Consider the following 17,378-nt stretch of genomic DNA (forward strand, 5'->3'; position numbering starts at 1 on the left):
CGAGCAAGTAAATTATTTGGTAATTGAAATTCTTCTTCTTTTACCTCTAATATACATTGAGCTATTGTACTTGGCCTTTAATTCAATTGGAGGAAACTCAAATTCTCCAATGTATCCTGAATTTAATTGGACATAAAAGATTTTTTGAAAATCTGCTTCTTTACCCAGGTTGAAAAAAGTGCTTACCATTTGATCCTTAACTAATTGATGAGTTGGAATACTTCCTGGATTGCATTCCGTTGAAATGATTTGAAAACCAGCAGGAAAATTTTGAATCAGGATAAGGTTATCTATGTCTTTCTGATTTCTACTTCTGACTTTTACCTCTACGATTACATCGGTTCCCTGATCGAAAAAATTGCCCTGGACTTTTTTCCATGTATTTCGGTTAGAATTACACTGCCCCTCATAATAGCTAACTTCCATGTTTAATTCTGATGAGCTCACCGAATCTATGCTTTCCTCCAGATTAATCTGTGGGGAGATCGCTTTAGATCCTTTGTTCTTGAGTTCTAGGGTTTGAATTTTTTGGTTGCCAAGTAAGCGATAAAAATTACCACTTTTAGTACTAATATTTATCCAGGGACCTGCATTTAGGCGATAATCAAACTCCAATGGATTTAAGAAAGATTCAAGGGAATTATAATTCAGGATCGCGATCATGCTCATTGCCATTTCATGACTATTTAATTCATCTTTGCTCAACAGCTTATCTTGTAGAATTTGTAGAAGGGAATCTGCTGGTAAATTATTTCTAATAATGCCCATACTAAATAGCATCAGCGCTTTATCACGGATTTCAGATCCCATGTTTGTTTCCCAGAAATCCATTATACTAATTCTAGCTGAAGAGAAATCACTAATAATACCCTCAGCCTGTTGAGGGCGGCCAATCTCATGGTATGCTGCTGCTAATAACCAATCAGCAAGTGGATGCTCAGAATCCCCAAAATTCAATTGATTCATGGATCTGACTGGTGCCTCTTTTGCAAGAGCTAACAAATACAAGCGGTAGGCCTGCATCAAACGGTCGTTTTGATCCCAACTATATGCCTTTCCTTTTTGAAAGGAAATCCACCTTTGAAAGAAAAAAGGATCTACTTTATATCCTGCCTTTTCAGCCTCCAGCATAAAGTGTCCGGCATAATTCGTCAACCAATCATAATTCTGATATGAATTTTTCCAATAACTAACGGCCCCATTTTCTAATTGATATTCTTGAATCTTTGCAATGCTTGAGTTAATTGCGTTTACATAAGATTTTTGTACCTCTTTATCAATCGAAGGATTAGCAGCTAAATAAATTAGAGGAAAACTTTTTGAAACAATGATCTCAGCATTTGTTTCTGGAGAATTCTTTAATTGAGATAGTCTTCTGTTCCAACCCCGTAAGATAGGGGGATTAACTTCAAGGTATAGATTACTGTTTATGGATTCTTTTGCCCAGGGAATTGTAGCCTTCCAGCTTTCTCCAGGGCTAATGGAAGGCGGATTAATTATTTTACTCTGAACTCTGTTTGGAGAAACAACATTTAAGGCAGTCTCATAACTATCTTTGTTTGAACCGGACCTGACGTTAATTTTTATTCCAGCTGACCCTGTTTTGTTCTTTGTTTTTAAGTTAAAGAATATGGTTTCTGTGCCTGATTCTGAAAATGAAACAAGCTGATTCATTTTTCCATTTGACTCAAATAAACCTGTTGGCTTAAGAAATACTTCCACATCTTTGATTCCATCAACATTGGCAAATACCGTAACGGGGACACTTATTTCCTCATTTGGTCCCATATTGCTCGGTAATTCGCCTAAGACCATCAATGGCAAAGATAATCTGCTGATTTGCTCATCGGATCCATAGGCTTTTCCACTACGGGCGATAAGCATGGTTTTCAAGGTACCTTTTGAGTTCCCAATAGGAATTTTATGGATTCTCTTATTATTTTTTCCCGCTTCTAAAAAGAATGGCCCCTTAAATATTACTACAGGTTTAAATCGGTCTATATCAGCATCCGGTGGTTTCTCTCCCATATCACCTCCTCCAATACTTACTACATTATTTACCGGAGAATTTAAACTGAGGTATTTGTACATATCGAAACTTCGAACCTTTAAGGCTTCTTTCTGGTAGAATGTTTCATAAGGATCAGGGGTTTCAAATTCAGAAATGTCCAACAAACCTTTATCTACTATAGCGAGTGTATAAGTCATGGCTTTTCCAGACCTTTCACTCACTTGAATTGATGCCACTTGATTAGGGCGAAGTTGATTGGGCATACTTATTTCCGGCTCCAGAATAGTATTAGGGTCTTCTACCTGAATGGGAATAATTCCATAAAGCCGAATAGGACGGTCATTTTTTGTCTCTTTATGTCCTTGAATCAAGGTCACATGAGCATATACATTGGGGGACATACTTAAATCTGTCTGAATTCTTGTAGTATTCAATCCAGCATGGGTCTTTTCCCAGAATGAATGTAAAACATTATTTCCTGATTCAAGGCTAATCAGTGCACGTCCATTTTCTGTACCTTCAAAATTGAGTTCAATTTCTTCCCCAAGTTGATATTTGGTTTTCGAAGAAAAAACGTTCAGGACTAGTTCTTCGTTTTCGAGATCAAGCCTTCCTTCATTATCTATTGATGACAATAAAAGCCTGCTTGTATGATTGCTTGATGGATTGCTTACAATTAATTCAAAATAACCTTTTTCACGAATAATAAAGTTCCAACTGGCTCTACCCTTGGCATCCGTTATTAGTTTCTGGCTTAATGATTTATAAGGTTTCGAATTGTGGGCACTGTTGAAATTATTACTACTTCCTTTATAAGCTGTAGAAGTCTGATCATGCCATATGTTTGGGGCGATGCTATTAATATTGACTTCAACTTCTCTGTTTTTTACTCGTCGCCCTTTTGAATCAACCACAACAATATTTGCCATATATTCCATCCACCCGTTTAGGTGGGCTCTTTGGTCTTCCATAACCAGCGTTTTGGGCGGACCTGTCGGAGAAAGGTAGACCCCAACATATTCCGAATGCTGATATACCTTTCGGGTATATCTTCTAAAACTATATCGTCCTCCAGGTTCAAATACCCTGACCTTGTAAATCTCTGAAAGAATACCTGGCCACTTTCGGGCTTCTGGTTCTGATTTTGAAAAGTTTTCTTCAGGTATCCCCGCGTCCAGGATCCCTTGATCATTGGTATGATTCTCAGCCTGTACGGTAGAGAAATATTCTCTGTATTCGCCAAATCTGACATCTTCAAACGAATAATCCGGGAAGGATTCAAAGGAAGTAACCAGCCTTTTTATGGTTACTTCCGTTCGGGATTTTAAGTTTTTTGCGGCGGCTCCCCCATTTAACCAACTAATTCTTAAGGGTTCTTTGAAGGGATCACCCTTAAATTCTAACCGACTAGGGTAGAAGGTCTCAACTTTCAATAATTTATCGAAAACAGTTCCTCCTACTCTTATTCTGAACAAATACTTTCCGGGAACTGCATTTGGACTGGTATACGGGTGGAAAGCGTACACCCCATTTTTCCCTTGATAGGTTTGAGTCTCACTTATCAACAGCTTAGTATGAGGATCATGAAATTGCATGATCACGGGATGCCCTTTTGGTAAGACTTTCTCTTCATCCTCTAAGATGAAACTTATATGCATAGTGTCACCTGGGCGCCATAAGCCTCTTTCTCCGTATATGTATCCTTTTAGCCCCCGATGGTATGTATTACCTCCTATCTTGAATTCAGTTAATTCAAGGGCATTGGCATTGTCGAGTTTCAGATAACCTCTTTGTTTGTCTTTTTTTGCTATCAGTAGAAAAGGCTTATTAGGAATGAGGTTGGGTTTTTTCGGGAAATTGACCACCGCTTTCCCTTCTGCATTTGTTATTCCGTTAGCAATAAATTGCTGTGTATAGTCATAAAGTTCTATTTCAACTCCCTTTACAGGTTCTGTGGTATTTAAATCTGTTACGAAATAGTGCCCTTCATCTTCCCCTTGTTTGGCAATAATTCCCAGGTCAGAAGCTAAAAAAAGGTAGCTCCTAGAGGGTTTTCGACTGGTGTAGTACAATTCATAGCAGGGTTCACTTCTTTGGATTGTCCTCGGTGAGAATAAAATATCATTAAACGAGTCATCATCTTTCCAAACGGTATCTTCAGCGGAAGTATACCTATGTTTATACCAAATTGAGGGAAGTTTTAGCATATCTGCATGCTTCCCGTTTTCCTCAATCACTTCATTACATTGTCCTACATAATGTTCACGGCGATATCCTAAGGTGATCTCATATATTGCTCCTGGGTCAAGATTGACATAGGCTGAAAGATCCAGGGTGAATGGTTGTAATTTTGTGAAGTCCCGACTTGCATAATCTGTTAGAGCAACTGTTTTTCTTAATGCAAGTTTACCAACACGCAGGAGATCTTCATCGTAACGATAAGTGCTGTATTTTGATTCTATACTAACCAGTTCTTGGGTTTGAAGAAACTGGGGAATATTGTTTTCAAATATTTTTATAATCCTAATATCAATTGCCTTCAGATTTCGAGCTTGAAATCTGATAGGGATTAAGTTGCCGGAGCTCGGAATAATCGAATGATGTGGATCACCCAACAATACTACTTCAGGCTCTTTGGATCCGAATGCGAGGGTTTTTGTAAATACTTTTTTTAATGGTGCACCGGATATAGTTTTAATTCCAGGCCTTACCAATAATTTAAAATCGCCATCCAGGTGTTTAGATGGATAGACATGTATACGATTACCCTCTATTCGTGTAGTGGCTTCAACATCAGCCAATTCAATTAAACCTTTTAAGTCCTGATCGAGATCAAGTAGGTCAGAAAATTCAACAGTCAGGTATTGGTCAGGTGCAAAAAAGCTATGTACTTTATGAACAACAAATTTGTCCTTTGAGGGAATTAGAAAATTCTGGCTACCTTCCGTGTCTACGCCCACTTTATTTCCATCCCAGCTTATGGAAAGCTCTTGATCCAAGTCTCCTCGTTTTACTTTCTCTATACTAAAATGATGGGTTTTAAGATCTTTCTGGTGATTCCAATTTATATTCAATTCATCCCCCTTAGCGGTTTCAGCTTGAAGGACGAATTTCACCATAGTTGTGTCAGATTGCTCAGACAAACTAATAACTCCTTCAAGTATTTGCCACTTTTCTCTTCCCTGCTGGCTAGCCTTTAGGGCTTTGAATCTTATATCCATTCGTTTAGGTCCGGTCCAAAAACCAAACTTAAAGTATTCGGGGGCCTGGGCGATGAGATTACTTACCTTTAATTTTCCCTTGTAGAATTGAGCTTCATTTAATGGGGTAGATGGCTCAAAAGCAATGGTTCGTTTATCTATCCAGAACGCTTTTCCCTTTATTTTTGGATCAAAATGAAAGAGTTTTTCATTGATATCCTTTCCTAATTCTTCGGAACTAACCATATCCTCAAGGAATCTCACCTTTAAGATAGAATTAGATGAAAGTTCTCCTGCAGTATATGCGCTTAAGTATGTATCAAATGCAGGATCATAATTCATGTATTCTTCTAAATCGCTGTCCCTATTTAGAATAAGAAATACGGAAAGAAATAGGAGGGCAATAAGGCCCACAGTTAATTTTTTGGTAGTAGTATTCATAACAGGTAAGTCTTCCATTAGATAAAATACCTATTAATATGGGAAACTCATAAATTCCGATTTGATAAAAGGATTTAATTATTCGGAATGATTTTTTTTCTATATTATTAATCTTGAGCTACTATTTCCTATATAAGTAGGCTTTTAGTTAAACAAGGTGATTCAATCATCTACATATATCTGTCATGAAATATGAGCTGATACATGATACCGTAGCCAGCCAGGTATTTGTGAAGGCTTCTATAGAAGCGAGGACTCGACGCAAAGTGGAAAAATTAATCCATGATCGTTTTGAGGCCCATCAACTCCGTGGGGTAAAGCTTAGCCAGGATGATGTCGATGAAATAGGTAAATATCTTGAAGTTGTAAATATTAGTCAGGAAGAAAGAGATTTTGTAGATGAAAGTAAAAGATCTCTGGAAAGAGCCAAATTGCGTTTGCGCTTAGTTATAGGAATTGTAATAGTTGTATTGCTTTCCATTTCAGGTGTTGCATTAACTCAATGGCAAATTGCCGAAGATAAGACCGAAAACCTGACGGAAGCTCAAGAAGAAATTAAACGACAGAATATTGAAATAACAGAAAAAGCCGAAAACCTGAATTCGATAAATATAGAAATAACAGAAAAAAATGAATATGTAGATTCAATAAACGCTAAGCTAGAAATTTCATTAAATGAAGCAAATACCCTTAAGTTACTAGCAGATCAGAAGACTCGGGAGGCAGAATCAAGACTCAAGGACCTTAATCTGGCAAACCGTAATAGAATTAAAGACCTGGTAAATCGCTTGCCCGATGCCTTAAATGCAAGAAATTTTGACGTGGCTACCTTGATAGCTTCTGATGTCTATGAAATAAAAATTGATAAGCAAGATGTGCTTTCAGAACTGCAAGAAGTAGCAGAAGTCATATATTTCTTGAAAGAGGCAGAGAAGTATACCAAAGCAGTTGAAGTTGTTATGAAAACTTCACACAATTATGATTTTTCTCCCCCTAGGCCTGCATTTAAGGATACGTTGAATTGGTTGGAGATGGCCCTAAATCAATTAATATCGAAGGCTGATAACTCAGAATTGGAGAACAAATATTATCCTAAGATGATTCCAATCAAAGGAGCGCGGTTTCGCATGGGGCCGGGAGGAGGGAGAACAAGAGATGCGAAAACGATTGAAGTTGAGGTTTCTGATTTAGAAATTGCAGATACAGAATTAACAGTATTTCAATACTTGTTTTATTGTTTCGCTACAAATACTGATCCTCCGGAAGGTCCAGGATTCAATAATTGGGAACATGATTATCCTGTTGCCTACATTAGTTTATTAGATGCTGCGCGATATTGTAATTGGCTAAGCGCTAGAAAAGGGCTGAGCTCTTATTATATGATTGAAGATGATGATGATCAAGGATTTAGTATAAAAATATCAGCAGCCAAAGAAGGGTATAGATTACCCTCTGAGGCTGAATGGGTATTAGCTGCTAGTTATGGTAATAGTAGGAATATTGATACTGGAGTAAGAGATTATAAATACGCTGGATTATTTCCATACAAGAAGAAAAAATTATCTGATTATGCATGGTTTGAGCAAAACAACGTACAAAAGGTCAGGACTAAAGGTTATATTTCTTACCGGAAAAGAATCTATGACATGAATGGAAATGTTGCTGAATGGTGTTGGAGTAGATTCGGACCTTTGAAAGAGTATAATCAAAAGGTCTCAGAAGTAAATTCAGAAACAGAGGTTGTGGTAAAAGGAGGAAGTTGGGCAAATGATTCGAGAAGATTAGAAATAAGCAATAGATCTACTCATTTCCCCAACTACAAAGACGACAAAATCGGCTTCCGTGTAGTGAGAAGTGTTCCTGAAAGCAAATAAAGTCAAGAGGCTCTACTCCAACCTAATATAATGCTGAAACTTATCGAGCATTTTAAAATCCAGTTTAGGAGAGGCTTTCAATTCAGCGAGCAGTCCATCAAAATCTTTGCTGTGTACAATTTCTACACCGTTTATTCCTTTCTTGTTTTTGGGATCTAGCATCTGCATTAAGCCATATATACTTTCTTCTGCGGAAGATTTAGCCGTTTCGAAAATGTCTTTTTTCAAAGCTTCTTCAATGAGTTCTATCCTTGCAGTTTTTTTAGTTCGACTAATTAGTTTAATAGGAACCTGATTTTTGGCTTTTTTCTCATCCATAGAAAGATTGGGATTTTGGACTTTATCCTTGATCGATACTTGCAAGAGTTCAAAACCTGGAACTCCATTTGTATACGGACCTTGGGGCGGAATAAACCAGGGATTGATATCGGCAGCTAGAATATATGGGTCAAGGCCAGTAATTTGCACGATACCATTAGAGTCAGGTTTGAACTCTTCATTTCCTATGGTTTTTAAGTTATATCCAGCTTTTATCCATCCTCTGCAGAGATAATGTATGTCAATTCTATCTAGAATTTCTGACGCATATTTATCTTTTTCATTAGCTAGTATTGTTTTCCTATTCCCGTTTTCAATAAAAGTTGCCCAGTCTAGATTTGGATTCATCAACTCTTTAAAGAAGTTAATTTCTTCTTCTCTTTTTGCTTTTTTTAGCCTGGGGTTTTTACTGGCTATTCTCAACAGATGCACATAGGTGATCCTTTCCCGCTCTTCCGAATATTCCTCAAAATATGTATAAACCTCCTGCCATACTTTGGCCCTTTCTCTCACTTTTAAATCTTGCCTGTTTCCAAACAATTCTTTTCTGTGAATCTGAAAGAAGAATGGAATCTTTTCTCTGAATGCATTAAAGCTACTCTCAAACGCCTCATCACTATTAGTTTCAAAACCTTCTCGTAATGAATGAATAATTTCACCATAGAACTCTGCACTCATCAATTCTCCAATATCCTTTACTTCTTCTATAGTAAGTGCAGAAGTTCCCAAGCTAAAAGTGGTCTTTACGATGAGTCCTAATCTATTGAGGAAAAATACCAGGATGATTAGACCGACTAATATTCCGCCAAGTATTCGAATTGGACTGCTAAAAAATCCTAAAATCTTTTTCATGGTTCTAATTATTAGTAGGATTAAGGTCACCTAAAGACTTCCTCAATACGTTTAAGCTCTCTTGAAAATATTTTGCCTGATCTAGTGAGATGGGTTCAAATTCAAGGATAACTTCTTTGAACCCCATATTTTTGAATAAGGTGCTTAAAAATAGTCGGGTTTTTTCTTGCCCATTTTCTTCGATATCTACAAAATGTAAATCTCTTCGTATTTCGACTTCAGCAAGTCGAGAAAACGTCTCGATATCTTCGATCTTGAGCTTCCCCTCTGTTAGAACTGTATCTACCTGAAATTTATCAGGAGGGTAAGAGAAATTGAGAATTTCTACGGGGGGAAGTTGAACACGAATAGATTCTCCATTTACTTCTACATCCTGGGGCTTCAGTTTATTTAGATCTATACCTATTTTGACCCGTGCCTCGGTTTGAGCGATAAAATGGGCATCACTCAATTTGATAAAGGCAATTTTCTTTTCCTTAAGACCAAATATATATTTACTGAGGACATATTCTACGGTAGCCAGCTTAGCGGATGCCTGGACCTTACTCACGATCAATCCTCGCGGATCGGAAGGCCCGCAGCCAAGTAGTATCCCTGCCAATGTCAGGCAGAAAAGGGCGTTTCTTATCTTCATGTGGCGTATGATTATTGTATGTGTCTGGGTAAGATAAGAAAAGCTCCAGAAATCTGCTTCATAGTTTGGAAATATTCGGCCATGGTGAGAGAAAGGGCAAATGTGTATCTTGTTAGATCAAATTACCCAATACCATGAATCTAGCCAGCTGGAAAGAAAACGGAAAATACTTCACCTATAAGGGGCAGTATCAAATATTTTATCAAGAGGCCGGGACTGGAGAACCTCTCCTACTGCTCCACGGATTTCCTACTTCTTCCTGGGACTGGAACAAGGTCTGGAACAAATTATTAGCACAAAGATTTCAGCTAATTGCGCCGGATTTTATCGGCTTTGGCTACTCAGATAAACCTCGTGGCTATGCCTATTCGATTTTGGATCAGGCAGATATTGTGGAAGAGCTGATAGATAAAATGGGGATTAAACAGGCCCATGTACTGGCACATGATTATGGAGATACGGTCATGCAAGAGCTCTTGGCCCGGGATATAGATCGACGGGAGAAAGGAGAAGAGGGGATTAAATACCTTTCGGTGGTTTTTCTCAATGGAGGACTTTTTCCAGAAACTCATTTGGCAAGAAGAATTCAAAAATTGCTCTTGAGTCCAATAGGATTTATGTTGACCTGGTTTATGGGTAAAGGGAAATTTCATCAATCATTTGATGAAGTTTTCGGACCAAATACCAAAGCCAGCCAGCAAGAGATCGACGAGTTCTGGGAATTGATCACGGAGCAAAAAGGGCAGCATAACTTTCACCGCCTCATCCATTATATGACGGATCGTATCAATAATCGGGAAAGATGGGTGAAATGTCTGCAGGATTCCCCGGCTCCGATTCGGGTGATCGATGGAGCCTATGATCCGGTTTCCGGTGCGCATATGGTAGCCCGCTATAGAGAACTCGTCCCCAATCCAGATACTGTACTTTTAGACAATATCGGCCACTATCCACAAACCGAGGCTCCGGAAGCTGTCCTGAAACATTATTGGGAATTTTTGGAGCAAATAAAAGCCCGATAAGCAACAAATACTTATCGGGCCAAAAGGAATGATTCCTTTTTATTCTGGCATAATCTCCAAAGCCGAACTTCTCACCATATCCTGAAAAGTTTTAAAATCACCCTTCAGAAAGGAGTCGATCTCTGTAGTGACTTCGCTCAACTGTTTTTCAACTTTCGACAGCGCTTTTTCCTGGCTTTCACTTGGGCGCACCATAGCAGAGAAGAAATAGGTACCAATGCCCTTCAATCGTCCAATCAGGTCATCCGTATCGCCTACAATTCCTTTCTGAGGTTTGGCCATGATCTTTCCATTTAGCATCATCATTTTCTCCTGAAGCTCTTTAGCCGCTCCGAGGATTTTTCCCGCTTCTTCATCCTCTCTCCCTTTCAGAAATGCCATTAGTTTTCCTAGCCCTTTAGTGGCTTTGTCCATGCGGTTGAATTGCTCAGTCGCTTTGCCAATAGCCGTTTGGTATCGATCTTTCAAAGACAGCTGAGTTTTGAATTCTTCCATGCTGATGCTCATGTGCGGATCTGAAAGCACTTTCAAATTCTGGCTGGTTACATTCTCTCCAATTTTAACTTCAACCAAATAATCTCCGGGCAATATTTCTGTACCGCTGGAGAAAAAGCTGGCAAAGGGATCGGGTGGTCCGGGGAAACGAGCGGCTTCTTTCTTCATATCCCAGGCCAAACGATTTACTCCGGGCATAGTGGTAGTTTTTAACTCCCGAACTACTTCTCCTTGAGCATCCTTGATCGTGATAAAAGTAGAGTCTTTGGCAGAAGCTGTTTTGGACCAAAAGGAAAGCATAGCTCCCGGAGCTCTGTTTTGTCCGGCAAATACATCATTAGATCCGGAGAAAAAGGAAGGGAATCCTAAAGCTGCCTGATAAGCATCCGGAGGACTGAACATATGCAATTCCGTATCTGCCATCTTTTTCCCCATACTTGCCATTTCTCTTAAAGGACGAATATCATCCAGAATCCAAACCGAGCGCCCAAAGGTACCCACGACCAAATCATGTTCGCGAGGATGGATCACCATGTCCATGGCTGAAGTCGTAGGGAAATCAGATTTCCATTTCGTCCAACTTTCTCCTCCATTGATGCTGACATATAAACCGAATTCAGTCCCGAGAAAAATGAGGTTCTCTTCATCCGGGTCTTGAGCCACGCTTAAAGTATAGCCCCAGACATCACCGATATTGGTCATCCTTTTCCAGCTCTTTCCATAATTGGAAGTCTTGAATAAATAGGGCGACCAATTGTTGCGACGGTGATCATCGAATACGACAAAAGCTTCCCCTTCTCTATGAGTCGAGGCTTTAATCTGAGCTACCCATGAGCCCTGGGCTAACTCCCGGATATTACCGACGACATTGGTCCAGTTTTTTCCGCCATCTCTGCTGATCTGAACATTGCCATCATCTGATCCTGCCCAAATCACATCCTTTTCAAGGGGACTAGGTTCTATGACAGTCAAAGTAGTAAAGTTCTCAGCAGTTGAATTATCGATGGTCAGACCTCCGGATTCGTATTGCTTTTGTTTTTCAGGATCGTTGGTGGTTAGGTCAGGAGAAATGATCTCCCAACTGTTTCCTTTATCCTGACTTTTGTGGACAAACTGACTGCCAACATAAATGGTAGAAGGATCAAAAGGATCGATGGCCATGGCAGAGTTCCAGTTGAAGCGCAATTTGGTATCATCCGGATCGGCGGGTTTGATGATGCTGATCAGACCGGCCTGTTTATCATAGCGCATAAACATTCCCCCCTGAAAAGTAGAGTATCCATAACGATTATCATCTGGATCAGGAATGACATCAAAACCATCTCCAAAGCCTACGCTTTGAAAATCACTATTGCCGATATTTCCGAGCAACTGCCATTTGTAGGCAGGACCTGACCAGCTGCCATTGTCCTGCAATCCTCCCAATACATTATAAGGAATTTCATTGTCCACGCGGATATGGTAAAACTGTCCAAGGGGAAGATTATGGTGAAAGCGCCAGGATTTTCCTCCATCTGTGCTACTATACAAACCTCCGTCATTTCCGTCGAGGATATTTTTGGGATTATCAGGATCGATCCAAAAGGCATGATGATCACTGTGAACTGAAAACATACCCATCAATGGACGAAAGTTCTTTCCACCATCTTCACTCACAGTAGTCTGAGTAGCAAGGCTGTATACCCGGTTCTCATTTTGCGGATCAACATATATTTCTGCATAATAAAAGGGGCGATCGCCTACTTTGTCCGAAGTCATGCGAAAGGAAAGGCCGCCATTATCAGAGCGATAAAGTGCTGTTTTTTCCGATTCGACCAGGGCATACACCACATTGGGGCTACTGGCAGAAATGGCTAATCCGATACGCCCCCATTCTCCTTTGGGAAGCCCATTAGCTGCGACCCGTGGTGCCCATGTTTCTCCTCCGTCCATCGTTACATGAATGCCTGATCCTTTTCCTCCAGATTTGAAGAAATACGGCCAGCGCTGAAATTGCCACATAGCCACGATGAGCTTATTCGGATTCTGTGGATCCATGACCATTTCGGCAACCCCTGTAGTATCATTTACCGAAAGAATCTGTTTCCAGCTTTCCCCACCATCTACGGATTTATAGACGCCTCGCTCTGTAGTAGGTGCCCAGGCAGGACCTTGCACCCCTGCATAGACCACATCAGGATTATCCGGATGAACGATGACTCGATGGATGTTGCGAGAATCATTTAGGCCCAGGTGTTTCCAGGTTTTTCCTCCATCTATAGACTTATACATTCCATTTCCACTGGATTGGCTATTGCGAGGGTTCCCTTCTCCTGTGCCGACATAGATGATGTTGGGATTCTTTTGGTATATGCTAATGTCTCCGATGGAGGCTACTTTCGCTCCATTGAACATCGGCTTGAAATTGATTCCGCCATTTTCAGATTTCCAGACACCTCCTGTGGCAGTCCCAATGTAGATTTCGGCTTTATTTCTCTCAACTACGTCAATAGAAGTGACCCGCCCGCTCATTCCCGCCGGTCCGATATTTCGGAATTTCAGGGCATTCAGTTTGCTCATGTCCAGCTCCTGGCCCGACAAAGCCATGCATGCCAACAAAAAGATTGTTGTGAATAGTGTGTGTAGTTTTCTCATCGTTTAGATTATCTGCGTGATTAGAGTTAGAATGGGTTTTGCCACTTTTTAGAAATACGGCGCAAAATCGAAACGAAAAAACAAGCCTGCTCAAGTCCATCCGCTGAGTTTTCGTTTCATCCCCAACATGCTTATCTAAGATTAATCTCTTTAAAGCGGTTTTAATTTAATAAGAATTTTAACTTCCCTTTTTAGCGAGCAGACTTGCGAGTGCTTTTTTTCGTCCACTTTTCATTTCTACGATTTTTTCCCGATAGGAAAGGATTCTCAATTCGCGAAATGCATGGAGGAGTTCATTCTTCTGTAGGACATAATCGGTATTCATTTTATTTCCGAGAATTTCATGATCGTCTGTATAGACGGTTTCATAAAATAAGAGCCCCCCTTCCTTTAATGAATATATGATCTTAGGAAAGAGTTCGCGGAAAAGGAAGTTGAAACAGATGATGACTTGATATCCCGCCTGCGGAAAATCTTGTTCTGCGAGATTGACTTGATACCCCTGGATATTCAATCCATCTTTCTTTGCTTCCTCATTCAACCAATCAATCGCTAAATCAGAAACATCTACCGCATCGACCTGAAAGCCGAGTTTTTCCAAATAGAAAGAATTTCGCCCAAATCCGGAAGCAATATCCAGAGCGCTTCCTTTCTCCAACTCCTGCAAAATATCTTCATGTTCTAGTAACCAATCTGAAGCCCCACTTTTGTAGCTGCTCAGTTTCCTGTTTCTATATTTTTCATTCCAACGCTCTCTATCCGTCATGATTTTTTCTCAAAATAGCTTCGAATTTATGTACTAAAATGCCGAATCATCGTTATAAGCTAACACATCTGTCAAGTCCGGGTAATGAAAAAGAATGCTTTGATCGTATTCTTTCGTCCATTTATACTCGAAATTTATGAATCAATTTACCAAAATAATATCCAGCCTCATCTTTATAGTGCTGCTGGGTTCTTCATGGGGGTTTTCTCAAAATGTATCTATTCAAATTGAAGGAGGGGTTTTTCTGGGGAGTCCCTATACCCTGGAAGGAGTTCCCGAAGGTTCCACAGGAGGTCCTCTGATTGGACCTCATGGAGGCCTGTCTTTTTCCTATCATTTTACAGAAAGAATTTCTGCGAGACTGGGGATGCATTATGCGAGGAAGGGGTCAGAATATCTGGTGCCTATTTCTGGCAGAACTCGTGTTGAACGAAGCATTTTTGGGCTGAACTTTGAAATCCCGTTTAACCTTAATTATGAAGGTACGGCAGAAGGGGAGTATAACAATGAATATATTGACCTCCCGTTAAGTTTTGTCTTTAGAAATCGCAAAGGAAATCTTGCTGTAACAGCAGGGCCATATGCTGCATACTTATTGAAAGGCTTTCATAAAGGAACTGTTAACGTTCGGGTAGCAAATCTATTTAATGTAAACGATGAGCCATTTGATCAAAGCGAGCTTATCAGATCCTGGGACTATGGGGTGCATCTTGGGACAGAATTTAGAATCTTAGATAGATTTTATGGATCCGCAAGCGGAATGTTTGCACTCGTATCTGTTTTCTCCGAAAATCCAGAAGGACTGGAAGGAGTCTACCGCAACATCTTTATGCGTGTGGGATTAGCCTACAGAATCGGAAAAAATTAGGATATTGCCTGTTATGAAAGCAGGTGTCATCCCCGATTTCGATTATCAGCGATTTTCTCAATTGAGCCCTAAAGTGCTCAACTTGCTCAAAGATCGCGTATCGAAGTCGGGGGATTTTATTTCTCTCCCTACTCTTCATCTGGAAGATGACATTGAGAACTATGGAAAGCAGCTAAAAATCTTTCGATGTCCAGGCAAATTGGAAGCCGTATGGGATGCCTATACAAAAGGAAAACCACAGGAAGTCTGGAAAGGGCCAATGGTAAATTTTCTGTTCTCATTTTCCGAACGAGACAAAAAACTCTATTATCCGGACGATGAGATGCCTTTATTTCATGTGGGGCAGCAGTTTTATTGCTGGTTAAATATTATGGGGCCGAGGTTGGTGGTAGGCTTTCGATTGATGAAAGTAGATGAAGAGAAGAAAGAATTGGAGATCGCTTATCTGAAAGGGGGGATGTATAGGGGAACGCAAATCCTTTCCTTTGCTCAGGAAGGGGAAGAGACCACCATAACGCATAAGAGTTATTTCCGCAGTGCCAATAGATTGATGGATGCGACTTTGTATCCTTTCTTCCATAAGCTGACAACGGGGGAGCATCACAAAGCGGTAAGAGAAAATTTATTACAAAAAAGTAGGGCTAGCTCATGAGCTACCCCTATCTATATATATCCTAATATTTATCCTAGAAAGTTACTCCGACCGTAAAGGAGGTATTATAATTCACTCCGCTGATCGGTGCAAAAGATAATTCGTTGACTCCTTCCCAGAATCCGGTTTTGAAATCATCAAAGGTGGCATCAAACTCAACTCCTACCAGGAGGATTTTGAAGAGCCTTGCGTTTACTCCTCCAACAACTCCCAATCCGGCTCTTGTATTGCCATTTTGGATATTGTCAAAGTTTTGCTGAATGACGTCTTCGCCTACTACGGTAATCGGGATGAATACGCCTGGATAGAAATCCAGAAAAGCGACCTTAAAGTGTTTTTCAATACCAAATACTCCAGTCAGATCTCTTCTTCTTGCATCATAATCCGTGGTGATTCCATCTCCTACGGTATAGTTGATGTTGTCGAGACCTACTCCTGCACGAAAGGCCCAATTCTTTTTGGTAAAGTAACGGGCATTCAGCAAGAGAGAAGTACTTCCTGCATAATCAATATTTGTATTTCCAGCATTGGTATTATCGATATTGAAATCGCTAATATTTACAACTGCGGAAAAACGTTGGGCTTGGATGGGGGAGAATGTGAGTACGAAAAGACTCACACAGGCTACTAAAGTTTTGAACAAAAATTTCATATCTCTTTTCTGTGTTGTTGACATTCTTACGGCAAAGACCTCGCCTGAATTGTAGAGTTGCGTATATAAACAGCCCACTTCTTTCAAACGTGTCAATGTGACAGCTTTTCGTGTTGGCTTACTTCTGGATGAATTTCCTCTAAGCCAATTTTTGTTCTACTTTGATCTGTGAGGAGTGCAGTTTTGGAGATAATTTTTCTTGAGGGAATGTGTTTTCCTGTTTAGACCTTCTCTTTCTTTTCGTATTTCTCGGCCTTGATGTGAATGTTGAATACCTTATCCGGATACTGTGGGCCGGAAGTTATTTTTGAATCAATGGATTTGGGATGATAAATAGCACAAAGGGTATTGGAAACGTGGTAGATATGTTTGCGTGCTTCTCGGGGAGCTCCGTCCATCATTCCTGCCAGCACTTCCCATTGAGGTTTTTCAAAAGTATTGCCGTAGTCATGCCAAACGATCACAGAGTTCTCATCTTTCAATAATTTGAAGGCATTCTCCGTATCAATTCTCACGCCTTTGTAGGAATGATCTCCGTCGATAAAAATGACATCAAATTTCTTCCCCAGACTCGAGAAGTCAAAGGTATGCGAATTGGCCTGGACGTGATTTACATTAGGAATCCCTTCTGAAAAGAAGCGTTGAAAGCGGGCATCTTCTGTCCATCCTCCTTTTTCCATCTCATCATCCGGCAAGCTTACCGAAGTACATGAATTGGCAAAAGCAGCTACATTGGAAATGCTTTCTCCTCTCCAGGTCCCGATCTCCATATAGTCGCATCCTGCTCTTTCCTTTACCAATAAATTCAATAAAGCAATATCAATTGGTCTGGAAGTACCATCCAGGTAAGTGTAATTGATCACCTGGGACTCAAATCCCGGGATCAAGTCCATGACATTTACATCCGGGAGCCCATGTTTAAGGTGAGCATATGTTTTCAAGACGTAGTTTTTCTTGCT

General features: G+C 40.1%; 11 protein-coding genes. 4 read left to right on the forward strand and 7 right to left on the reverse strand.

Going from position 1 to position 17,378, the window contains the following annotated elements:
• Positions 1 to 12: 12 nt before the first annotated feature.
• Positions 13 to 5,652: a hypothetical protein gene (locus R8P61_28485; GenBank protein MDW3651048.1), complete on the reverse strand. Its 5,640-nt coding sequence runs from the start codon at positions 5,650 to 5,652 to the stop codon at positions 13 to 15.
• A gap of 185 nt (positions 5,653 to 5,837) precedes the next feature.
• On the opposite strand from R8P61_28485, the gene R8P61_28490 reads away from it, so the two are divergent.
• Positions 5,838 to 7,526, forward strand: a complete 1,689-nt coding sequence (locus R8P61_28490; protein MDW3651049.1) for a formylglycine-generating enzyme family protein — start codon at positions 5,838 to 5,840, stop codon at positions 7,524 to 7,526.
• 12 nt (positions 7,527 to 7,538) lie between these two features.
• On the opposite strand, the gene R8P61_28495 is transcribed toward R8P61_28490, so the two are convergent.
• Both R8P61_28495 and R8P61_28500 read right to left on the reverse strand, forming a co-directional pair.
• Entirely contained in the window at positions 7,539 to 8,696 is a 1,158-nt protein-coding gene (locus tag R8P61_28495; GenBank protein MDW3651050.1) for a hypothetical protein, read from the reverse strand.
• Between the two features lie 4 nt (positions 8,697 to 8,700).
• Positions 8,701 to 9,330 (reverse strand): DUF4230 domain-containing protein, encoded by a 630-nt coding sequence (locus tag R8P61_28500; GenBank protein ID MDW3651051.1) that lies wholly within the window; start codon positions 9,328 to 9,330, stop codon positions 8,701 to 8,703.
• Between the two features lie 134 nt (positions 9,331 to 9,464).
• Here R8P61_28500 and R8P61_28505 point away from each other — a divergent pair, with 134 nt between their 5' ends.
• Positions 9,465 to 10,352: an alpha/beta hydrolase gene (locus tag R8P61_28505; protein ID MDW3651052.1), complete on the forward strand. Its 888-nt coding sequence runs from the start codon at positions 9,465 to 9,467 to the stop codon at positions 10,350 to 10,352.
• 39 nt (positions 10,353 to 10,391) lie between these two features.
• Here the strand turns inward: R8P61_28505 and R8P61_28510 are convergent, their stop codons facing one another.
• Positions 10,392 to 13,481: a hypothetical protein gene (locus R8P61_28510; protein ID MDW3651053.1), complete on the reverse strand. Its 3,090-nt coding sequence runs from the start codon at positions 13,479 to 13,481 to the stop codon at positions 10,392 to 10,394.
• Positions 13,482 to 13,659: 178 nt separating this feature from the next.
• Complete coding sequence (locus R8P61_28515) at positions 13,660 to 14,247, reverse strand: methyltransferase domain-containing protein (GenBank protein MDW3651054.1); 588 nt, start codon at positions 14,245 to 14,247, stop codon at positions 13,660 to 13,662.
• Positions 14,248 to 14,383: 136 nt separating this feature from the next.
• On the opposite strand from R8P61_28515, the gene R8P61_28520 reads away from it, so the two are divergent.
• Together R8P61_28520 and R8P61_28525 are read left to right on the forward strand one after the other, a co-directional pair.
• On the forward strand, positions 14,384 to 15,115 hold the full coding sequence (locus R8P61_28520; protein ID MDW3651055.1) for a porin family protein: 732 nt from the start codon (positions 14,384 to 14,386) through the stop codon (positions 15,113 to 15,115).
• Between the two features lie 13 nt (positions 15,116 to 15,128).
• A complete protein-coding gene (locus tag R8P61_28525; protein MDW3651056.1) occupies positions 15,129 to 15,767 on the forward strand; it encodes a hypothetical protein in 639 nt (212 codons plus the stop codon).
• Between the two features lie 34 nt (positions 15,768 to 15,801).
• On the opposite strand, the gene R8P61_28530 is transcribed toward R8P61_28525, so the two are convergent.
• Both R8P61_28530 and R8P61_28535 read right to left on the reverse strand, forming a co-directional pair.
• Positions 15,802 to 16,419, reverse strand: a complete 618-nt coding sequence (locus tag R8P61_28530) for a hypothetical protein (protein MDW3651057.1) — start codon at positions 16,417 to 16,419, stop codon at positions 15,802 to 15,804.
• A 221-nt stretch (positions 16,420 to 16,640) separates the two neighbouring features.
• The gene (locus R8P61_28535) at positions 16,641 to 17,360 is read right to left on the reverse strand and encodes a class I SAM-dependent methyltransferase (GenBank protein MDW3651058.1); all 720 of its coding nucleotides are present in this window, start codon (positions 17,358 to 17,360) and stop codon (positions 16,641 to 16,643) included.
• Positions 17,361 to 17,378: the final 18 nt, after the last annotated feature.

The organism is Bacteroidia bacterium (genome assembly GCA_033391075.1).
Taxonomy (GTDB): domain Bacteria; phylum Bacteroidota; class Bacteroidia; order J057; family J057; genus JAWPMV01.

Coding starts and splice junctions, on each gene's coding strand:
- R8P61_28485 (MDW3651048.1), bottom strand. CDS start 5,652: ATGAATACTACTACCAAAAAATTAACTGTGGGCCTTATTGCCCTCCTA.
- R8P61_28515 (MDW3651054.1), bottom strand. CDS start 14,247: ATGACGGATAGAGAGCGTTGGAATGAAAAATATAGAAACAGGAAACTG.
- R8P61_28525 (MDW3651056.1), top strand. CDS start 15,129: ATGAAAGCAGGTGTCATCCCCGATTTCGATTATCAGCGATTTTCTCAA.
- R8P61_28510 (MDW3651053.1), bottom strand. CDS start 13,481: ATGAGAAAACTACACACACTATTCACAACAATCTTTTTGTTGGCATGC.
- R8P61_28495 (MDW3651050.1), bottom strand. CDS start 8,696: ATGAAAAAGATTTTAGGATTTTTTAGCAGTCCAATTCGAATACTTGGC.
- R8P61_28530 (MDW3651057.1), bottom strand. CDS start 16,419: ATGAAATTTTTGTTCAAAACTTTAGTAGCCTGTGTGAGTCTTTTCGTA.
- R8P61_28520 (MDW3651055.1), top strand. CDS start 14,384: ATGAATCAATTTACCAAAATAATATCCAGCCTCATCTTTATAGTGCTG.
- R8P61_28505 (MDW3651052.1), top strand. CDS start 9,465: ATGAATCTAGCCAGCTGGAAAGAAAACGGAAAATACTTCACCTATAAG.
- R8P61_28500 (MDW3651051.1), bottom strand. CDS start 9,330: ATGAAGATAAGAAACGCCCTTTTCTGCCTGACATTGGCAGGGATACTA.
- R8P61_28490 (MDW3651049.1), top strand. CDS start 5,838: ATGAAATATGAGCTGATACATGATACCGTAGCCAGCCAGGTATTTGTG.